A 16,582-nucleotide genomic window follows, 5' to 3' on the forward strand; every position below is an offset into this window, starting at 1 on the left:
AATGACCGAACATACCAGCAGTTATTACGCCGCCAGTGCGAATAAATACGCGCCATTCGACACGCTGAATGAGTCGATTTCCTGCGACGTTTGCGTGGTCGGCGGCGGCTATACCGGGCTTTCCTCCGCGCTGCATCTGGCGGAAGCGGGCTTTGACGTGGTGGTTCTTGAAGCCTCACGCATCGGCTTCGGCGCAAGCGGACGCAACGGCGGGCAGCTTGTGAACTCCTACAGCCGCGACATCGACGTTATCGAAAAAAGCTACGGCATGGATACCGCCCGTATGCTCGGCAGCATGATGTTCGAGGGTGGCGAGATCATCCGCGAACGTATCAAACGTTATCAGATTGACTGCGACTATCGCCCCGGCGGCCTGTTTGTGGCGATGAATGATAAACAACTCGCCACACTCGAAGAGCAGAAAGAGAACTGGGAACGCTACGGCAATAAACAGCTGGAGCTGCTGGACGCCAACGCTATTCGCCGCGAGGTCGCCAGCGATCGCTACACTGGTGCGCTGCTGGATCACAGCGGTGGGCATATTCATCCGCTAAACCTCGCCATTGGTGAAGCCGATGCCATTCGCCTGAACGGCGGGCGCGTGTATGAGCTTTCCGCCGTGACGCATATCCAGCACACCACGCCAGCCGTGGTGCGGACTGCCAATGGTCAGGTGACGGCGAAGTATGTGATTGTCGCCGGGAATGCGTATCTGGGCGATAAAGTAGAGCCGGAACTGGCGAAACGCAGCATGCCGTGCGGCACGCAGGTGATCACCACCGAGCGGCTGTCGGAAGATTTAGCCCGTTCGCTGATCCCGAAAAACTACTGTGTGGAAGACTGTAACTATCTTCTTGATTACTACCGCCTGACTGCCGATAACCGCCTGCTGTACGGCGGCGGCGTGGTCTACGGCGCGCGCGACCCGGATGACGTTGAGCGTCTTGTGGTGCCGAAACTGCTGAAAACCTTCCCGCAGCTGAAGGGCGTGAAAATTGATTACCGCTGGACGGGCAACTTCCTGCTGACCTTGTCGCGCATGCCGCAGTTCGATCGCCTTGATACCAACATCTATTACATGCAGGGTTACAGCGGCCACGGCGTCACCTGTACCCATCTTGCCGGGCGTTTGATTGCTGAACTGCTGCGCGGTGACGCCGAACGCTTCGACGCCTTCGCCAATCTGCCGCATTACCCGTTCCCCGGCGGGCGCACGCTGCGCGTGCCATTTACCGCGATGGGCGCGGCTTATTACAGCCTGCGCGATCGTCTGGGCGTTTAATTTCCGATTAACAGTGAAGAGTCAAAAGGTGTGAAACATGAGCAACAATGAATTCCATCAGCGTCGTCTTTCTGCTACCCCACGCGGGGTTGGCGTGATGTGTAACTTCTTCGCCCAGTCGGCAGAAAACGCCACGCTGAAGGATGTAGAGGGCAACGAATATATCGATTTCGCCGCAGGCATTGCGGTGCTGAATACCGGGCATCGCCACCCTGATCTGGTCGCGGCGGTGGAGCAGCAATTGCAACAGTTTACCCACACGGCGTATCAGATTGTGCCGTACGAAAGCTACGTCACCCTGGCGGAGAAAATCAACGCCCTTGCCCCGGTGAGCGGGCAGGCTAAAACCGCGTTCTTCACCACCGATGCGGAAGCGGTGGAGAACGCGGTGAAAATCGCCCGCGCCCATACCGGACGCCCTGGCGTGATTGCGTTTAGCGGCGGCTTCCACGGTCGTACATATATGACCATGGCGCTGACCGGAAAGGTCGCGCCGTACAAAATCGGCTTCGGCCCGTTCCCCGGTTCGGTGTATCACGTACCTTATCCGTCAGATTTACATGGCGTTTCAACGCAGGACTCCCTCGATGCCATCGAACGCTTGTTTAAATCGGACATTGAAGCGAAGCAGGTGGCGGCGATTATTTTCGAACCGGTGCAGGGCGAAGGCGGTTTCAACGTTGCGCCAAAAGAGCTGGTTGCCGCCATTCGCCGCCTGTGCGACGAGCACGGTATTGTGATGATTGCCGATGAAGTGCAAAGCGGCTTTGCGCGTACCGGTAAACTGTTTGCCATGGATCACTACGCCGATAAGCCGGACTTAATGACAATGGCGAAAAGCCTCGCGGGCGGGATGCCGCTTTCGGGCGTGGTCGGTAACGCGAATATTATGGACGCGCCCGCGCCGGGCGGACTTGGTGGTACCTACGCCGGGAACCCGCTGGCGGTGGCTGCCGCGCACGCGGTGCTCAACATTATCGACAAAGAATCACTCTGTGAACGCGCTAATCAACTGGGCCAGCGTCTGACAAATACGTTGATTGATGCCAAAGAAAGCGTTCCGGCCATCGCGGCGGTACGCGGTCTGGGGTCGATGATTGCGGCAGAGTTTAACGATCCGCAAACGGGCGAGCCGTCAGCGGCGATTGCACAGAAAATCCAGCAACGCGCGCTGGCGCAGGGGCTGCTCCTGCTGACCTGTGGTGCATACGGCAACGTGATTCGCTTCCTGTATCCGCTGACCATCCCGGATGCGCAATTCGATGCGGCAATGAAAATATTGCAGGATGCGCTGAGCGATTAATAGCCCAACGCAATAATGTCTGATGCGCTGCGCTTATCAGGCCTGCAAACGACGTATTCATTATGTATGCCGGATAAGGCGTTCACGCCGCATCCGGCAAGTTGTATTGCCCAACTTCGCTAAATCTGGTGCTTTTTCAACAACGCGCGGAACTGATGATAGGTTAACCCCAGTAATTCAGCCGCGCGCTTCTGGTTATATTTCCCTTGTTGCAAACTGAGTTGCAGCAACTCTTTTTCCTGCTGCATCTGAAACTCACGTAAATCCAGCGGCAGCGTTGGAAGCGAGGTGGTTTCTGAAACGGCGATAGCGTCTTCAGGCGGACGCCGTTTAAAGGGATCAATAATAATGTCATCAAGCGGATAATCGCTGGTGCCGTGGCGATACACCGAACGTTCCACCACGTTTTTCAATTCACGAATATTTCCTGGCCAGCGATAATTCAGCAATGTTTCTCTGGCGCGCTCCGTAAAACCCGGGAACAGAGGCAGCTTGATTTCCCGACACATCTGAATGGCAAAGTGTTCTGCCATCAGCATAATGTCGCTTTCGCGCTCGCGCAGGGGCGGCAGTTGCACTACATCGAAAGCCAGCCGGTCGAGCAGGTCAGCGCGAAAAGTACCTTCATTGACCATCGCCGGGAGATCGGCATTCGTCGCGCATACCAACCGCACATTCACCTGCAATGGCTGGCTGCCGCCAACGCGCTCCAGTTCACCGTACTCAATCACGCGCAATAATTTCTCCTGTACCATCATCGGTGCCGTAGCGAGTTCATCAAGAAATAGCGTACCGCCGTCGGCACGTTCAAATCTCCCTGGATGACGTTTTTGCGCACCGGTAAACGCGCCCGCTTCGTGACCAAACAGTTCGGAATCCAGCAGATTTTCATTTAACGCCGCGCAGTTAAGGGAAATAAACGGCCCCTGCCAACGGGAGGAGAGATAATGCAGACGGCTGGCAATCAGCTCTTTACCTGTGCCGCGCTCGCCGATGATGAGCACCGGTTTGTCCAGCGGTGCGAGATGCGAAACCTGTTCCAGCACTTCGAGAAAGCTGTTCGCCTCACCGAGTAAATTATCTTTGTATTCTGCCATGATGAAATTCGCCACTTGTTAGTGTAATTCGCTAACTCATCCTGGCATGTTGCTGTTGATTCTTCAATCAGATCTTTATAAATCAAAAAGATAAAAAATTGGCACGCAAATTGTATTAATAGTTCAGCAGGACAATCCTGAACGCAGAAATCAAGAGGACAACATTATGGGTATTTTTTCTCGCTTTGCCGACATCGTAAATGCCAACATCAACGCTCTATTAGAGAAAGCGGAAGATCCACAGAAACTGGTGCGTCTGATGATCCAGGAGATGGAAGATACACTGGTTGAAGTACGTTCTACTTCGGCGCGTGCGCTGGCAGAAAAGAAACAGCTGACTCGCCGTATTGAACAAGCGTCGGCGCGTGAAGTTGAATGGCAGGAAAAAGCCGAACTGGCGCTGCTGAAAGAGAGAGAAGATCTGGCGCGTGCGGCGTTAATTGAAAAACAGAAACTGACCGATCTGATTAAGAGCCTGGAACATGAAGTGACGCTGGTGGACGATACGCTGGTGCGTATGAAGAAAGAGATCGGCGAGCTGGAAAACAAATTGAGTGAAACACGCGCTCGCCAGCAGGCATTGATGTTACGCCATCAGGCGGCAAACTCGTCGCGCGATGTGCGTCGTCAGCTGGACAGTGGCAAACTGGATGAAGCAATGGCTCGTTTCGAATCTTTCGAACGTCGAATTGACCAGATGGAAGCGGAAGCAGAAAGCCACAGCTTCGGTAAACAAAAATCGCTGGACGATCAGTTTGCCGAACTGAAAGCCGATGATGCAATCAGCGAGCAACTGGCACAATTAAAAACCAAAATGAAGCAAGACAATCAATAATAACATCCAGGCGGCGTCCGAACGCGCCGCCGCTCATCGTCTAAGGAGTCCTTATGAGCGCGCTATTTCTGGCTATTCCGTTAACCATTTTTGTGCTGTTTGTTTTACCGATCTGGTTATGGCTGCATTACAGCAATCGTTCCGGTCGCGGTGAATTGTCGCAAAGTGAGCAGCAACGATTAGCGCAACTGGCTGATGAAGCAAAACGGATGCGCGAACGTATTCAGGCACTGGAATCCATTCTTGATGCAGAACATCCGAACTGGAGGGATCGCTAATGGCGGGTATTAATCTCAATAAAAAATTATGGCGTATTCCACAGCAGGGCATGGTACGTGGCGTCTGCGCCGGGATTGCCAACTATTTTGATGTACCGGTAAAACTGGTACGTATCCTGGTGGTGCTGTCGATTTTCTTCGGCCTGGCGCTGTTTACCCTGGTTGCTTACATCATTTTGTCATTTGCGCTTGATCCAATGCCGGACAACATGGCCTTTGGTGAGCAGCTACCTTCCAGCAGCGAATTGCTGGATGATGTCGACCGTGAACTGGCGGCAAGTGAAACGCGTTTACGCGAGATGGAACGTTATGTCACTTCCGATACTTTCACGTTACGTAGCCGTTTCCGTCAACTGTGAGGAAAGTTATGAATACTCGCTGGCAACAGGCCGGGCAAAAGGTGAAGCCTGGTTTCAAATTAGCAGGCAAGCTGGTACTTCTTACCGCACTGCGCTATGGCCCGGCAGGTGTAGCTGGCTGGGCGATAAAATCAGTTGCTCGCCGACCGCTGAAAATGTTGCTGGCCGTGGCGCTGGAACCGCTGTTAAGTCGGGCTGCCAATAAACTGGCGCAGCGTTATAAAAGGTGAGGGGAGTTTCGCAAAAATTGTTAAAGCTAAGGCGTATTATGGATGGCAATTTTCATCCATAGAAGGACGCTTACATGTTTAAAAAAGGCTTACTTGCTCTGACACTGGTGTTTTCACTGCCCGTTTTCGCCGCTGAACACTGGATCGATGTTCGTGTTCCAGAGCAGTATCAGCAAGAGCACGTTCAGGGAGCCATCAATATTCCCCTGAAGGAAGTGAAAGAGCGCATTGCCACCGCCGTTCCGGATAAAAACGACACCGTGAAAGTGTATTGCAATGCCGGACGCCAGTCAGGGCAGGCAAAAGAGATCCTTAGCGAGATGGGATATACCCACGTTGAGAACGCTGGCGGCCTGAAAGACATCGCAATGCCGAAGGTCAAAGGTTAAAAGAATCCCCCCTAAGCGGCGCTTATGCGCCGTTTACTTTTTCTGTCACACCTTATTTACATCCCCATAGATTATTTGCGTCAGTTCACAAATACGCTTTTTCCCTGGTAAAAAATGATTTCCTGCGTGACTAAAACCCTTGTGCTCAATTGACAGTTTATTTTCTGCGGAGTAGTCTCTCGTCTCATGGGACCGCTACCACGGAAAGGCAACATGAAACAGAAAATTACGGATTACCTGGACGAAATCTACGGTGGAACATTTACCGCGACTCATTTACAGAAACTTGTAACGCGTCTTGAGAGTGCGAAAAGATTAATTACACAGCGACGTAAAAAACACTGGGATGAAAGTGATGTCGTGTTAATTACCTATGCCGATCAATTTCACAGTAATGATTTAAAACCACTACCCACATTTAATCAGTTTTACCATCACTGGCTGCAAAGCATTTTTTCACATGTTCATTTATTGCCGTTTTATCCATGGTCATCTGATGATGGCTTTTCGGTAATTGATTATCATCAGGTCGCCAGTGAAGCGGGGGAGTGGCAGGATATTCAGCAACTCGGTGAATGCAGTCATTTAATGTTTGATTTTGTCTGCAACCACATGTCGGCTAAAAGTGAATGGTTTAAAAACTATTTACAACAAAAGCCAGGCTTTGAAGACTTTTTCATTGCTGTTGACCCGCAAACCGATCTTAGCGCCGTCACTCGCCCACGCGCGTTACCCTTATTAACGCCGTTTAAAATGCACGATAATTCAATGCGCCATTTATGGACGACCTTTAGCGACGATCAAATTGACCTCAATTATCGCAGCCCAGATGTATTACTGGCGATGGTAGATGTGCTGATGTGTTACCTGGAAAAAGGCGCAGAGTATGTCCGTCTGGATGCCGTTGGCTTTATGTGGAAAGAGCCGGGAACGAGTTGCATCCACCTGGATAAAACACATCAAATTATCAAACTGTTACGCGCCATTACTGACAGCGTCGCGCCGGGGACGGTCATCATTACTGAGACCAATGTCCCGCATAAAGACAACATTGCTTACTTTGGCAACGGCGATGACGAAGCGCATATGGTGTACCAGTTCTCACTGCCGCCGCTGGTGTTACATGCGGTGCAAAAACAGAACGTCCAGGCGCTGTGCCAGTGGGCGCAAAGTCTGACGTTGCCTTCCAGCAAAACCACCTGGTTTAACTTCCTCGCGTCTCATGATGGTATTGGACTTAACCCACTGCGAGGCTTGTTGCCTGAAAGCGAGATATTAGCGCTAGTCGAGGCGTTACAGCAGGAAGGGGCATTAGTAAACTGGAAAAATAATCCCGATGGTACGCGCAGTCCGTATGAAATGAATGTGACCTACATGGACGCATTGAGCCATCGCGATTGCAGTGACGAAGAACGCTGTGCCCGGTTTATTCTTGCTCATGCCATATTGTTAACCTTTCCCGGTGTGCCTGCTGTCTATATTCAAAGTATTCTGGGTTCACGTAATGATTACGCTGGTGTCGAAAAGCCGGGATATAACCGTGCGATTAACCGTAAGAAATATCGTAGTGAAGAGATAGCCAGTGAACTGAACGATGAAACGACACTCAGGCACGCAGTATATCATCAGTTGTCGCATTTAATTACGCTTCGTCGCCGGCATAAAGAATTTCATCCGGATAATAGTTTTACCATCGATACGGTTAATTCATCTGTAATGCGTATTCGAAGAAGCACTGCAACTGGTGATTGTCTGACGGGGTTGTTTAATGTCAGTGAAAATATTCTGCATATAAATATTACTGACCTGCACGGTCGGGATCTGATTAGTGAAGTTGATATAGTGGATAATGAAATAACGCTGCGCCCCTGGCAGGTTATGTGGATTAAATAAAAAGGAACATCTCATGATTAAATCAAAAATCGTGCTGTTATCAGCACTGGTTTCCTGCGCCCTGATTTCAGGTTGTAAAGAAGAAAATAAAACGAATGTTTCCATCGAGTTTATGCATTCTTCGGTGGAACAGGAACGCCAGGCGGTAATTAGTCATTTAATTGCGCGTTTTGAAAAAGAAAACCCAGGCATCACTGTTAAACAAGTGCCGGTGGAAGAAGATGCCTATAACACCAAAGTCATCACCCTTTCCCGTAGCGGCTCGCTGCCGGAAGTGATCGAAACCAGCCATGACTACGCGAAAGTGATGGACAAAGAACAGCTTATCGATCGCAAAGCGGTTGCTACGGTCATCAGTAATGTCGGTGAAGGCGCGTTTTATGACGGCGTTCTGCGGATTGTGCGCACCGAAGATGGTAGCGCCTGGACCGGTGTTCCTGTCAGCGCATGGATTGGCGGTATCTGGTATCGCAAAGATGTGCTGGCAAAAGCCGGGCTGGATGAGCCGAAAAACTGGCAACAGTTGCTGGATGTCGCACAGAAACTGAACGATCCGGCGAATAAAAAATACGGTATTGCACTGCCGACGGCAGAAAGCGTACTGACGGAACAATCGTTCTCTCAGTTTGCGTTATCCAATCAGGCCAACGTTTTTAACGCCGAAGGCAAAATCACCCTTGATACGCCGGAGATGATGCAGGCGCTGACCTATTACCGCGACCTTGCTGCCAACACCATGCCGGGTTCTAACGACATTATGGAAGTGAAAGACGCCTTTATGAACGGCACCGCGCCGATGGCGATTTACTCCACCTATATCCTTCCGGCTGTGATTAAAGAAGGTGACCCGAAAAATGTCGGTTTCGTGGTGCCAACCGAGAAAAACTCGGCGGTCTACGGCATGTTGACCTCGCTGACCATTACCGCCGGGCAAAAGAGCGAAGAGACGGAAGCGGCAGAAAAATTTGTCACCTTTATGGAGCAGGCGGACAACATTGCCGACTGGGTGATGATGTCGCCAGGCGCGGCGCTGCCGGTGAACAAAGCGGTTGTGACGACTGCCACCTGGAAAGATAACGACGTGATTAAGGCGCTGGGAGACTTGCCGAATCAGTTGATTAGCGAACTGCCAAACATTCAGGTCTTTGGTGCGGTAGGGGACAAAAACTTTACCCGCATGGGCGATGTGACGGGGTCTGGTGTGGTGAGTTCAATGGTGCATAACGTCACCGTGGGGAAAGCCGATCTCTCAACCACGCTGCAAGCGAGCCAGAAAAAGCTGGATGAACTGATCGAACAGCACTAATCCCAGGACAGGAATCCGCAATGAACAGGCTTTTTTCAGGTCGTTCCGATATGCCCTTTGCGCTGCTGCTTCTCGCGCCCAGCTTATTACTGCTGGGCGGTCTGGTGGCGTGGCCAATGGTGTCGAATATCGAAATTAGTTTTTTACGTCTGCCGCTCAATCCCAACATCGAGGCAACGTTTGTTGGGGTGAGCAACTATGTGCGTATTCTCTCCGATCCCGGCTTCTGGCACTCGCTGTGGATGACGGTCTGGTATACCGCGCTGGTGGTGGCAGGTAGCACCGTGCTCGGCCTGGCGGTGGCGATGTTTTTCAACCGCGAGTTTCGCCTGCGCAAAACCGCGCGTTCGTTGGTAATCCTCTCCTACGTAACGCCGTCCATTTCGCTGGTGTTCGCCTGGAAATACATGTTCAACAACGGCTACGGCATTGTGAACTACCTCGGCGTCGATCTTCTGCATCTCTATGAGCAGGCGCCGCTGTGGTTCGATAACCCGGGCAGTAGTTTTGTGCTGGTGGTGCTGTTCGCCATCTGGCGCTACTTCCCGTATGCCTTTATCTCGTTTCTGGCGATTTTGCAGACCATTGATAAATCGCTGTACGAAGCGGCAGAGATGGACGGCGCGAATGCCTGGCAACGGTTTCGCATCGTCACGCTGCCCGCGATTATGCCGGTCCTGGCGACGGTGGTGACTCTGCGTACCATCTGGATGTTCTACATGTTCGCTGACGTTTATTTGCTGACGACCAAGGTCGATATTCTCGGCGTCTATCTCTACAAAACCGCCTTTGCCTTTAATGACTTAGGGAAAGCGGCGGCGATCTCAGTGGTGCTCTTCATCATTATTTTCGCTGTCATTCTGCTGACCAGAAAACGGGTGAACCTCAATGGCAACAAATAAACGCACACTCAGTCGCATCGGTTTTTACTGCGGGCTGGCGCTGTTTCTCATCATCACGCTGTTTCCCTTTTTTGTGATGCTGATGACCTCGTTCAAAAGCGCGAAAGAGGCGATCTCGCTGCATCCTACGCTGCTGCCACAGCAGTGGACGCTGGAGCATTACGTCGACATTTTTAACCCGGTGATTTTCCCGTTTGTCGATTATTTCCGTAACAGCCTGGTGGTGTCGGTAGTTTCATCCGTGATAGCAGTATTTCTCGGCATTCTCGGGGCTTACGCGCTTTCCCGCCTGCGCTTTAAAGGGCGAATGACCATCAACGCCAGCTTTTACACGGTGTACATGTTCTCCGGCATTTTGCTGGTGGTGCCGCTGTTCAAAATCATCACCGCGCTTGGCGTTTATGACACCGAGATGGCGCTGATCATCACCATGGTGACGCAAACCCTGCCTACCGCTGTGTTTATGCTGAAAAGCTACTTCGACACCATCCCCGATGAAATCGAAGAAGCGGCGATGATGGATGGCCTCAACCGGCTGCAAATCATCTTCCGCATCACGGTACCGCTGGCGATGTCCGGGCTGATATCCGTGTTCGTCTACTGCTTTATGGTGGCGTGGAACGACTATCTGTTTGCCTCGATTTTCCTCTCCAGCGCCAGCAATTTCACTTTACCGGTAGGCCTGAACGCGCTGTTCAGTACCCCTGATTACATCTGGGGCCGAATGATGGCGGCCTCGCTGGTGACCGCATTGCCGGTGGTGATTATGTATGCACTTTCGGAACGTTTTATTAAGAGTGGTTTGACCGCCGGTGGCGTGAAGGGCTAAAGCGGCCAGTTTCTTGACAAGGAGTTTTACATGAAAAAGTTAGTAGCCACAGCACCGCGCGTTGCCGCGTTGGTGGAGTATGAAGACAGGGCGATTTCAGCCAATGAAGTGAAGATCCGCGTGCGGTTCGGCGCGCCGAAACACGGGACGGAAGTGGTCGATTTCCGCGCCGCCAGCCCGTTTATTAATGAAGACTTTAATGGCGAATGGCAGATGTTCACCCCCCGTCCGGCAGATGCGCCGCGCGGCATTGAGTTTGGCAAGTTCCAGCTTGGCAACATGGTGGTTGGCGACATTATCGAGTGCGGCAGCGAGGTTACCGACTACGCGGTGGGCGACAGCGTATGCGGCTACGGCCCGCTTTCCGAAACGGTCATCATTAACGCGGTGAATAACTACAAACTGCGCAAAATGCCGCAAGGTAGCTCGTGGAAAAACGCCGTCTGTTACGACCCGGCGCAGTTTGCCATGAGCGGCGTGCGCGATGCCAACGTGCGTGTGGGCGATTTTGTGGTGGTAGTCGGGCTTGGCGCGATTGGTCAAATTGCCATTCAACTGGCAAAACGCGCTGGCGCGTCGGTGGTGATTGGTGTCGATCCTATCGCTCATCGCTGTGATATTGCCCGTCGCCACGGGGCGGATTTCTGCCTTAACCCCATTGGCACGGATGTAGGCAAAGAGATTAAAACGCTGACCGGCAAGCAGGGTGCCGATGTGATTATCGAAACCAGCGGCTACGCCGACGCGCTGCAATCGGCACTGCGCGGCCTGGCTTATGGCGGCACCATCTCGTATGTCGCATTTGCCAAACCATTTGCCGAAGGTTTTAACCTCGGACGCGAAGCGCATTTCAACAACGCCAAAATTGTCTTCTCTCGTGCGTGCAGTGAACCGAACCCGGATTATCCGCGCTGGAGCCGCAAGCGTATTGAAGAAACCTGCTGGGAACTGCTGATGAACGGTTATCTCAATTGTGAAGATTTAATCGACCCGGTGGTGACCTTTGCTAACAGCCCGGAAAGCTACATGCAGTATGTCGACCAGCATCCGGAACAGAGCATCAAAATGGGCGTAACTTTTTAATTCTAAGGACGGAAAAATGAAAATCGGCACACAGAATCAGGCCTTCTTTCCGGAAAATATTCTGGAGAAATTTCGTTATATCAAAGAGATGGGTTTTGATGGTTTTGAGATTGACGGCAAACTGCTGGTCAACAATCTCGAAGAAGTCAAAGCAGCGATCAAAGAAACCGGTTTACCGGTGACCACCGCCTGCGGCGGCTATGACGGCTGGATTGGCGACTTTATCGAAGAGCGTCGTCTTAATGGTTTAAAGCAGATCGAGCGCATTCTTGAGGCGCTGGCGGAAGTGGGCGGTAAAGGTATTGTCGTTCCGGCTGCGTGGGGCATGTTTACCTTCCGCTTACCGCCGATGACCTCACCGCGCAGCCTGGACGGCGATCGTCAAATGGTGAGCGATTCCCTGCGTTTCCTGGAAAAGGTGGCCGCGCGTACCGGAACGGTGGTGTATCTCGAACCGCTAAACCGCTATCAGGACCACATGATCAACACGCTCGCCGATGCTCGTCGTTACATCGTCGAAAACAACCTTAAACATGTGCAGATTATCGGCGATTTCTATCACATGAACATCGAAGAGGATAACCTGGCGCAGGCGCTGCATGACAACCGTGACCTGCTTGGTCATGTGCATATTGCCGATAACCATCGCTATCAGCCGGGCAGCGGCACCCTCGATTTCCACGCGCTGTTTGAACAGCTGCGCGCCGATAACTATCAGGGCTATGTGGTGTATGAAGGGCGCATTCGGGCAGAAGATCCTGCTCAGGCGTACCGTGATTCTTTGGCCTGGTTGCGCACCTGCTAAGAGGTCTTTGTGAAAAGTGCAATGACAAGCTCTCCGCTGCGGGTCGCGATAATAGGCGCGGGCCAGGTGGCGGATAAGGTTCATGCTTCGTACTACTGCACCCGCAACGATCTGGAACTGGTGGCTGTCTGTGACAGCCGCCTTTCCCAGGCGCAGGCGTTGGCAGAGAAATACGGGAACGCATCCGTGTGGGACGATCCGCAGGCCATGCTGCTGGCGGTAAAACCTGACGTGGTAAGCGTCTGTTCACCTAACCGTTTTCATTACGAGCATACCCTGATGGCGCTGGAGGCAGGCTGCCATGTGATGTGCGAGAAACCGCCCGCCATGACACCAGAACAGGCGCGGGAGATGTGTGATACCGCGCGCAAACGGGGCAAGGTGCTGGCCTACGACTTTCACCATCGTTTTGCCCTTGATACGCAACAATTGCGTGAACAGGTGACCAACGGCGTTTTGGGTGAGATTTACGTCACGACCGCCCGCGCCCTGCGTCGCTGCGGCGTTCCCGGCTGGGGTGTCTTTACCAATAAAGAACTGCAGGGTGGCGGCCCGCTGATCGACATTGGCATTCATATGCTGGATGCCGCGATGTATGTGCTGGGCTTTCCGGCGGTGAAAAGCGTCACGGCGCACAGCTTTCAGAAAATAGGTACTCAAAAGAGCTGTGGTCAATTTGGTGAGTGGGACCCGGCAACCTACAGCGTCGAAGATTCGCTGTTTGGCACCATTGAATTTCATAACGGCGGCATTCTTTTGCTGGAGACATCATTTGCACTCAACATCCGCGAACAGTCGATGATGAACGTCAGCTTTTGCGGCGATAAAGCGGGAGCCACGCTGTTTCCGGCGCATATCTACACCGATAACAACGGTGAATTAATGACGCTGATGCAACGGGAACTGGCCGACGACAACCGTCATTTGCGCAGCATGGAAGCCTTTATCAATCACGTACAGGGCAAGCCTGTGATGATTGCCGACGCCGAGCAAGGGTACATCATCCAGCAACTGGTGGCGGCGCTGTATCAATCCGCAGAAACAGGGATGCGTGTGGAATTATGACCAGGCCAGTAACATTAACGGAACCCCAATTCAGCCAGCATACCCTGAATAAATATGCCTCATTAATGGCGCAGGGGAACGGCTATCTTGGGCTTCGTGCCAGCCATGAAGAAGATTACACGCGGCAGACGCGCGGCATGTATCTGGCAGGGCTTTATCATCGAGCCGGGAAAGGAGAAATCAACGAACTGGTGAATCTGCCAGACGTGGTGGGAATGGAAATTACCCTAAACGGCGAGATTTTTTCGTTATCCCGCGAAGCGTGGCAGCGTGAGCTTGACTTTGCCAGTGGAGAATTACGCCGCAGTGTTATCTGGCGCAGCAGCGACGGCGCACGGTTTACCCTTGCAAGTCGTCGTTTTGTTTCGACAGATCAACTGCCGCTGATCGCGCTGGAAATCAGTATTACCCCGCTGGACGCCGAGGCATCAGTGCTGATCTCAACAGGCATTAACGCCACGCAAACCAACCACGGTCGCCAGCATCTGGATGAAACCCAGGTCCGGGTGTTTGGTCAGCATTTGATGCAGGGGATCTACACCACCCAGGATGGGCGCAGTGATGTGGCAATCAGTTGTCACTGTCAGGCGAGTGGTGACGTTCAGCAGTGCTATACCGCCAAAGAGCGCCGTTTGCTGCAACATACCAGCGCGCAACTTCGCACAGGTGAAACACTGACCTTGCAAAAGCGGGTGTGGATTGACTGGCGGGATGACCGACAAGCCGCTTTAGACGAGTGGGGCAGTGCGTCGCTTCGCCAGCTTGAAATGTGTACACAACAGAGTTATGACCAACTTCTTGCAGCATCGACAGAAAACTGGCAGCAATGGTGGCAGAAACGTCGTATCACGGTAAAGAGTTGCGATACGCACGATCAGCGGGCGTTAGACTATGCGCTTTATCATTTGCGTATTATGACGCCCGCCCACGACGAGCGTAGCAGCATTGCGGCAAAAGCCTTAACCGGGGAAGGCTACAAAGGCCATGTTTTCTGGGATACGGAAGTGTTCCTGCTGCCGTTCCATCTGTTTAGCGAACCGACGATTGCCCGGAGTTTGCTGCGCTATCGCTGGCACAACTTACCGGGGGCGCAGGAGAAAGCGCGACGCAATGGCTGGCAGGGCGCGCTATTTCCGTGGGAAAGCGCACGCAGCGGCGAAGAAGAGACCCCGGAATTTGCCGCCATAAACATTCGTACCGGGCTACGGCAAAAAGTGGCCTCAGCGCAGGCGGAACATCATCTGGTTGCCGATATCGCCTGGGCGGTTATTCAATACTGGCAGGTAACGGGGGATGAAAGCTTCGTTGCTCACGAAGGCATGGCGCTACTGCTGGAGACCGCAAAGTTCTGGATTAGCCGCGCGGTAAGGGTTAACGATCGTCTGGAAATTCATGATGTTATTGGGCCAGACGAATATACCGAACACGTTAACAATAACGCATACACAAGTTATATGGCCTGCTACAACGTCCAACAGGCACTGAATATTGCTCGCCAGTTTGGCTGTAGCGACGATGCGTTTATTCATCGTGCCGACATGTTCCTCAAAGAGCTGTGGATGCCAGAAATTCAGCCCGACGGCGTTTTGCCGCAGGATGATTCGTTTATGGCGAAACCGGCGATAGATCTGGCGAAATACAAAGCGGCGGCAGGCAAACAAACCATTCTGCTGGATTATTCACGCGCAGAAGTGAACGAGATGCAGATCCTCAAGCAGGCCGATGTGGTGATGCTCAATTACATGCTACCAGAACAATTTTCAGCGGCCTCTTGTCTCGCCAATCTGCAATTTTATGAACCGCGCACCATTCACGACTCGTCATTGAGTAAAGCGATCCACGGCATTGTTGCCGCGCGTTGTGGCTTGCTTGCGCAGAGTTACCCGTTCTGGCGCGAGGGGAGTGAAATCGATCTTGGTGCTGATCCGCATAGCTGCGATGACGGTATCCATGCCGCCGCAACTGGCGCTATCTGGCTGGGGGCGATTCAGGGTTTTGCCGGAGTCAGCGTGCGCGACGGCGAATTACATCTGAACCCAGCGTTACCTGAGCAGTGGCAACAGTTATCTTTCCCTTTGTTCTGGCAGGGCTGCGAATTACAGGTCACTCTCGACGCGCAGCGTATTGCGATTCGAACTTCTGCGCCCGTTTCAATGCGGTTGAACGGTCAGCTTATTTCCGTGACTGAAGAATCTGTTTTCTGTTTGGGTGATTTTATTTTGCCCTTCAATGGGACCGCTACCAAACATCAGGAGGATGAATGAAACTACAAGGGGTAATTTTCGATCTGGATGGCGTGATCACCGACACCGCACATCTGCACTTCCAGGCATGGCAGCAGATTGCCGCCGAAATCGGCATCAGCATCGATGCGCAATTTAACGAGACGTTAAAAGGGATCAGCCGCGATGAGTCCCTGCGGCGCATTCTGCAACACGGGGGCAAAGAGGGCGACTTTAACGTGCAAGAGCGGGCGCAACTGGCGTATCGCAAAAATCTGCTCTACGTCCACTCACTGCGCGAACTGACGGTTAACGCTGTTCTGCCGGGAATTCGGCCTTTGCTGGCAGATCTTCGGGCGCAAGGCATCCCGGTAGGGCTGGCCTCCGTCTCTCTGAATGCCCCAACAATTTTAGCGGCGCTGGAGCTGCGCGAGTTTTTCACCTTCTGCGCGGACGCTTCCCAACTTAAACACTCGAAACCGGATCCGGAAATCTTTCTCGCCGCCTGTGCCGGGCTGGGCGTGCCTCCACAGGCCTGCATTGGCATTGAAGATGCGCAGGCGGGCATTGACGCCATTAACGCCAGCGGTATGCGCTCGGTGGGGATCGGCACGAGCTTAACCGGGGCGCAACTGTTGCTGCCCTCAACGGAATCTCTGACCTGGCCGCGGTTATCGGCCTTCTGGCAAAACGTATAGCAAAGG

The 16,582-nt window shown here is 52.7% G+C and carries 17 protein-coding genes; 16 read left to right on the top strand and 1 reads right to left on the bottom strand.

From position 1 onward, the window contains the following. The first annotated feature begins 1 nt into the window (after position 1). Together puuB and puuE are read left to right on the top strand one after the other, a co-directional pair. The gene (gene puuB / locus QUE74_RS08590) at positions 2 to 1,282 is read left to right on the top strand and encodes a gamma-glutamylputrescine oxidase (protein WP_000134835.1); all 1,281 of its coding nucleotides are present in this window, start codon (positions 2 to 4) and stop codon (positions 1,280 to 1,282) included. Between the two features lie 37 nt (positions 1,283 to 1,319). Continuing rightward, positions 1,320 to 2,585: a 4-aminobutyrate transaminase gene (gene puuE, locus QUE74_RS08595; protein WP_000069210.1), complete on the top strand. Its 1,266-nt coding sequence runs from the start codon at positions 1,320 to 1,322 to the stop codon at positions 2,583 to 2,585. Positions 2,586 to 2,704: 119 nt separating this feature from the next. On the opposite strand, the gene pspF is transcribed toward puuE, so the two are convergent. After that, positions 2,705 to 3,682, bottom strand: coding sequence for a phage shock protein operon transcriptional activator (gene pspF / locus QUE74_RS08600; RefSeq protein ID WP_000852835.1), 978 nt, complete (start codon positions 3,680 to 3,682; stop codon positions 2,705 to 2,707). Between the two features lie 166 nt (positions 3,683 to 3,848). Here pspF and pspA point away from each other — a divergent pair, with 166 nt between their 5' ends. The 14 genes from pspA to pgmB all read left to right on the top strand — a co-directional run bounded on the left by pspA (position 3,849) and on the right by pgmB (position 16,576). Continuing rightward, positions 3,849 to 4,517, top strand: coding sequence for a phage shock protein PspA (gene pspA / locus QUE74_RS08605; RefSeq protein WP_000511034.1), 669 nt, complete (start codon positions 3,849 to 3,851; stop codon positions 4,515 to 4,517). A 53-nt stretch (positions 4,518 to 4,570) separates the two neighbouring features. Next, positions 4,571 to 4,795: an envelope stress response membrane protein PspB gene (gene pspB / locus QUE74_RS08610; protein WP_001274958.1), complete on the top strand. Its 225-nt coding sequence runs from the start codon at positions 4,571 to 4,573 to the stop codon at positions 4,793 to 4,795. Then, positions 4,795 to 5,154: an envelope stress response membrane protein PspC gene (pspC, locus tag QUE74_RS08615; RefSeq protein ID WP_000907386.1), complete on the top strand. Its 360-nt coding sequence runs from the start codon at positions 4,795 to 4,797 to the stop codon at positions 5,152 to 5,154. Before pspB ends, pspC begins: the two co-directional genes overlap by 1 nt. A gap of 8 nt (positions 5,155 to 5,162) precedes the next feature. After that, a complete protein-coding gene (pspD, locus tag QUE74_RS08620; protein ID WP_001295585.1) occupies positions 5,163 to 5,384 on the top strand; it encodes a phage shock protein PspD in 222 nt (73 codons plus the stop codon). A gap of 74 nt (positions 5,385 to 5,458) precedes the next feature. Next, the gene (gene pspE / locus QUE74_RS08625; RefSeq protein WP_000473128.1) at positions 5,459 to 5,773 is read left to right on the top strand and encodes a thiosulfate sulfurtransferase PspE; all 315 of its coding nucleotides are present in this window, start codon (positions 5,459 to 5,461) and stop codon (positions 5,771 to 5,773) included. 213 nt (positions 5,774 to 5,986) lie between these two features. After that, on the top strand, positions 5,987 to 7,666 hold the full coding sequence (locus tag QUE74_RS08630; RefSeq protein ID WP_001355258.1) for a sugar phosphorylase: 1,680 nt from the start codon (positions 5,987 to 5,989) through the stop codon (positions 7,664 to 7,666). Between the two features lie 13 nt (positions 7,667 to 7,679). Further along, positions 7,680 to 8,972 (top strand): ABC transporter substrate-binding protein, encoded by a 1,293-nt coding sequence (locus tag QUE74_RS08635; protein WP_000597441.1) that lies wholly within the window; start codon positions 7,680 to 7,682, stop codon positions 8,970 to 8,972. 20 nt (positions 8,973 to 8,992) lie between these two features. Further along, positions 8,993 to 9,874, top strand: coding sequence for a carbohydrate ABC transporter permease (locus tag QUE74_RS08640; protein WP_001080777.1), 882 nt, complete (start codon positions 8,993 to 8,995; stop codon positions 9,872 to 9,874). Next, positions 9,861 to 10,703 (top strand): carbohydrate ABC transporter permease, encoded by an 843-nt coding sequence (locus QUE74_RS08645; RefSeq protein ID WP_000224670.1) that lies wholly within the window; start codon positions 9,861 to 9,863, stop codon positions 10,701 to 10,703. Before QUE74_RS08640 ends, QUE74_RS08645 begins: the two co-directional genes overlap by 14 nt. Before the next feature lie 30 nt (positions 10,704 to 10,733). Then, positions 10,734 to 11,786 carry a D-guloside 3-dehydrogenase gene (ycjQ, locus tag QUE74_RS08650; RefSeq protein ID WP_000737371.1) on the top strand — a complete coding sequence of 351 codons (1,053 nt, stop codon included), beginning with the start codon at positions 10,734 to 10,736 and terminating at the stop codon, positions 11,784 to 11,786. A gap of 16 nt (positions 11,787 to 11,802) precedes the next feature. After that, positions 11,803 to 12,591 (top strand): 3-dehydro-D-guloside 4-epimerase, encoded by a 789-nt coding sequence (gene ycjR / locus QUE74_RS08655; RefSeq protein WP_000690245.1) that lies wholly within the window; start codon positions 11,803 to 11,805, stop codon positions 12,589 to 12,591. 9 nt (positions 12,592 to 12,600) lie between these two features. Then, a complete protein-coding gene (gene ycjS, locus QUE74_RS08660) occupies positions 12,601 to 13,656 on the top strand; it encodes a D-glucoside 3-dehydrogenase (protein ID WP_000833584.1) in 1,056 nt (351 codons plus the stop codon). Continuing rightward, the gene (locus QUE74_RS08665) at positions 13,653 to 15,920 is read left to right on the top strand and encodes a glycoside hydrolase family 65 protein (RefSeq protein WP_000198075.1); all 2,268 of its coding nucleotides are present in this window, start codon (positions 13,653 to 13,655) and stop codon (positions 15,918 to 15,920) included. The genes ycjS and QUE74_RS08665 overlap by 4 nt, the downstream gene beginning before the upstream one ends. Continuing rightward, positions 15,917 to 16,576: a beta-phosphoglucomutase gene (gene pgmB, locus QUE74_RS08670; RefSeq protein WP_000775805.1), complete on the top strand. Its 660-nt coding sequence runs from the start codon at positions 15,917 to 15,919 to the stop codon at positions 16,574 to 16,576. Before QUE74_RS08665 ends, pgmB begins: the two co-directional genes overlap by 4 nt. Positions 16,577 to 16,582 lie beyond the last annotated feature (6 nt).

Source organism: Escherichia sp. 10290 (assembly GCF_030295155.1).
Lineage (GTDB): Bacteria > Pseudomonadota > Gammaproteobacteria > Enterobacterales > Enterobacteriaceae > Escherichia > Escherichia coli_F.

What these genes read in the sequence shown, in the direction of transcription:
- pspE (WP_000473128.1), top strand. Translation starts at nt 5,459, where the DNA reads ATGTTTAAAAAAGGCTTACTTGCTCTGACACTGGTGTTTTCACTGCCC.
- pspC (WP_000907386.1), top strand. Translation starts at nt 4,795, where the DNA reads ATGGCGGGTATTAATCTCAATAAAAAATTATGGCGTATTCCACAGCAG.
- ycjQ (WP_000737371.1), top strand. Translation starts at nt 10,734, where the DNA reads ATGAAAAAGTTAGTAGCCACAGCACCGCGCGTTGCCGCGTTGGTGGAG.
- pspF (WP_000852835.1), bottom strand. Translation starts at nt 3,682, where the DNA reads ATGGCAGAATACAAAGATAATTTACTCGGTGAGGCGAACAGCTTTCTC.
- QUE74_RS08645 (WP_000224670.1), top strand. Translation starts at nt 9,861, where the DNA reads ATGGCAACAAATAAACGCACACTCAGTCGCATCGGTTTTTACTGCGGG.
- pspA (WP_000511034.1), top strand. Translation starts at nt 3,849, where the DNA reads ATGGGTATTTTTTCTCGCTTTGCCGACATCGTAAATGCCAACATCAAC.
- ycjR (WP_000690245.1), top strand. Translation starts at nt 11,803, where the DNA reads ATGAAAATCGGCACACAGAATCAGGCCTTCTTTCCGGAAAATATTCTG.
- pspB (WP_001274958.1), top strand. Translation starts at nt 4,571, where the DNA reads ATGAGCGCGCTATTTCTGGCTATTCCGTTAACCATTTTTGTGCTGTTT.
- QUE74_RS08665 (WP_000198075.1), top strand. Translation starts at nt 13,653, where the DNA reads ATGACCAGGCCAGTAACATTAACGGAACCCCAATTCAGCCAGCATACC.
- QUE74_RS08630 (WP_001355258.1), top strand. Translation starts at nt 5,987, where the DNA reads ATGAAACAGAAAATTACGGATTACCTGGACGAAATCTACGGTGGAACA.
- pspD (WP_001295585.1), top strand. Translation starts at nt 5,163, where the DNA reads ATGAATACTCGCTGGCAACAGGCCGGGCAAAAGGTGAAGCCTGGTTTC.
- pgmB (WP_000775805.1), top strand. Translation starts at nt 15,917, where the DNA reads ATGAAACTACAAGGGGTAATTTTCGATCTGGATGGCGTGATCACCGAC.
- QUE74_RS08635 (WP_000597441.1), top strand. Translation starts at nt 7,680, where the DNA reads ATGATTAAATCAAAAATCGTGCTGTTATCAGCACTGGTTTCCTGCGCC.
- puuE (WP_000069210.1), top strand. Translation starts at nt 1,320, where the DNA reads ATGAGCAACAATGAATTCCATCAGCGTCGTCTTTCTGCTACCCCACGC.
- QUE74_RS08640 (WP_001080777.1), top strand. Translation starts at nt 8,993, where the DNA reads ATGAACAGGCTTTTTTCAGGTCGTTCCGATATGCCCTTTGCGCTGCTG.
- puuB (WP_000134835.1), top strand. Translation starts at nt 2, where the DNA reads ATGACCGAACATACCAGCAGTTATTACGCCGCCAGTGCGAATAAATAC.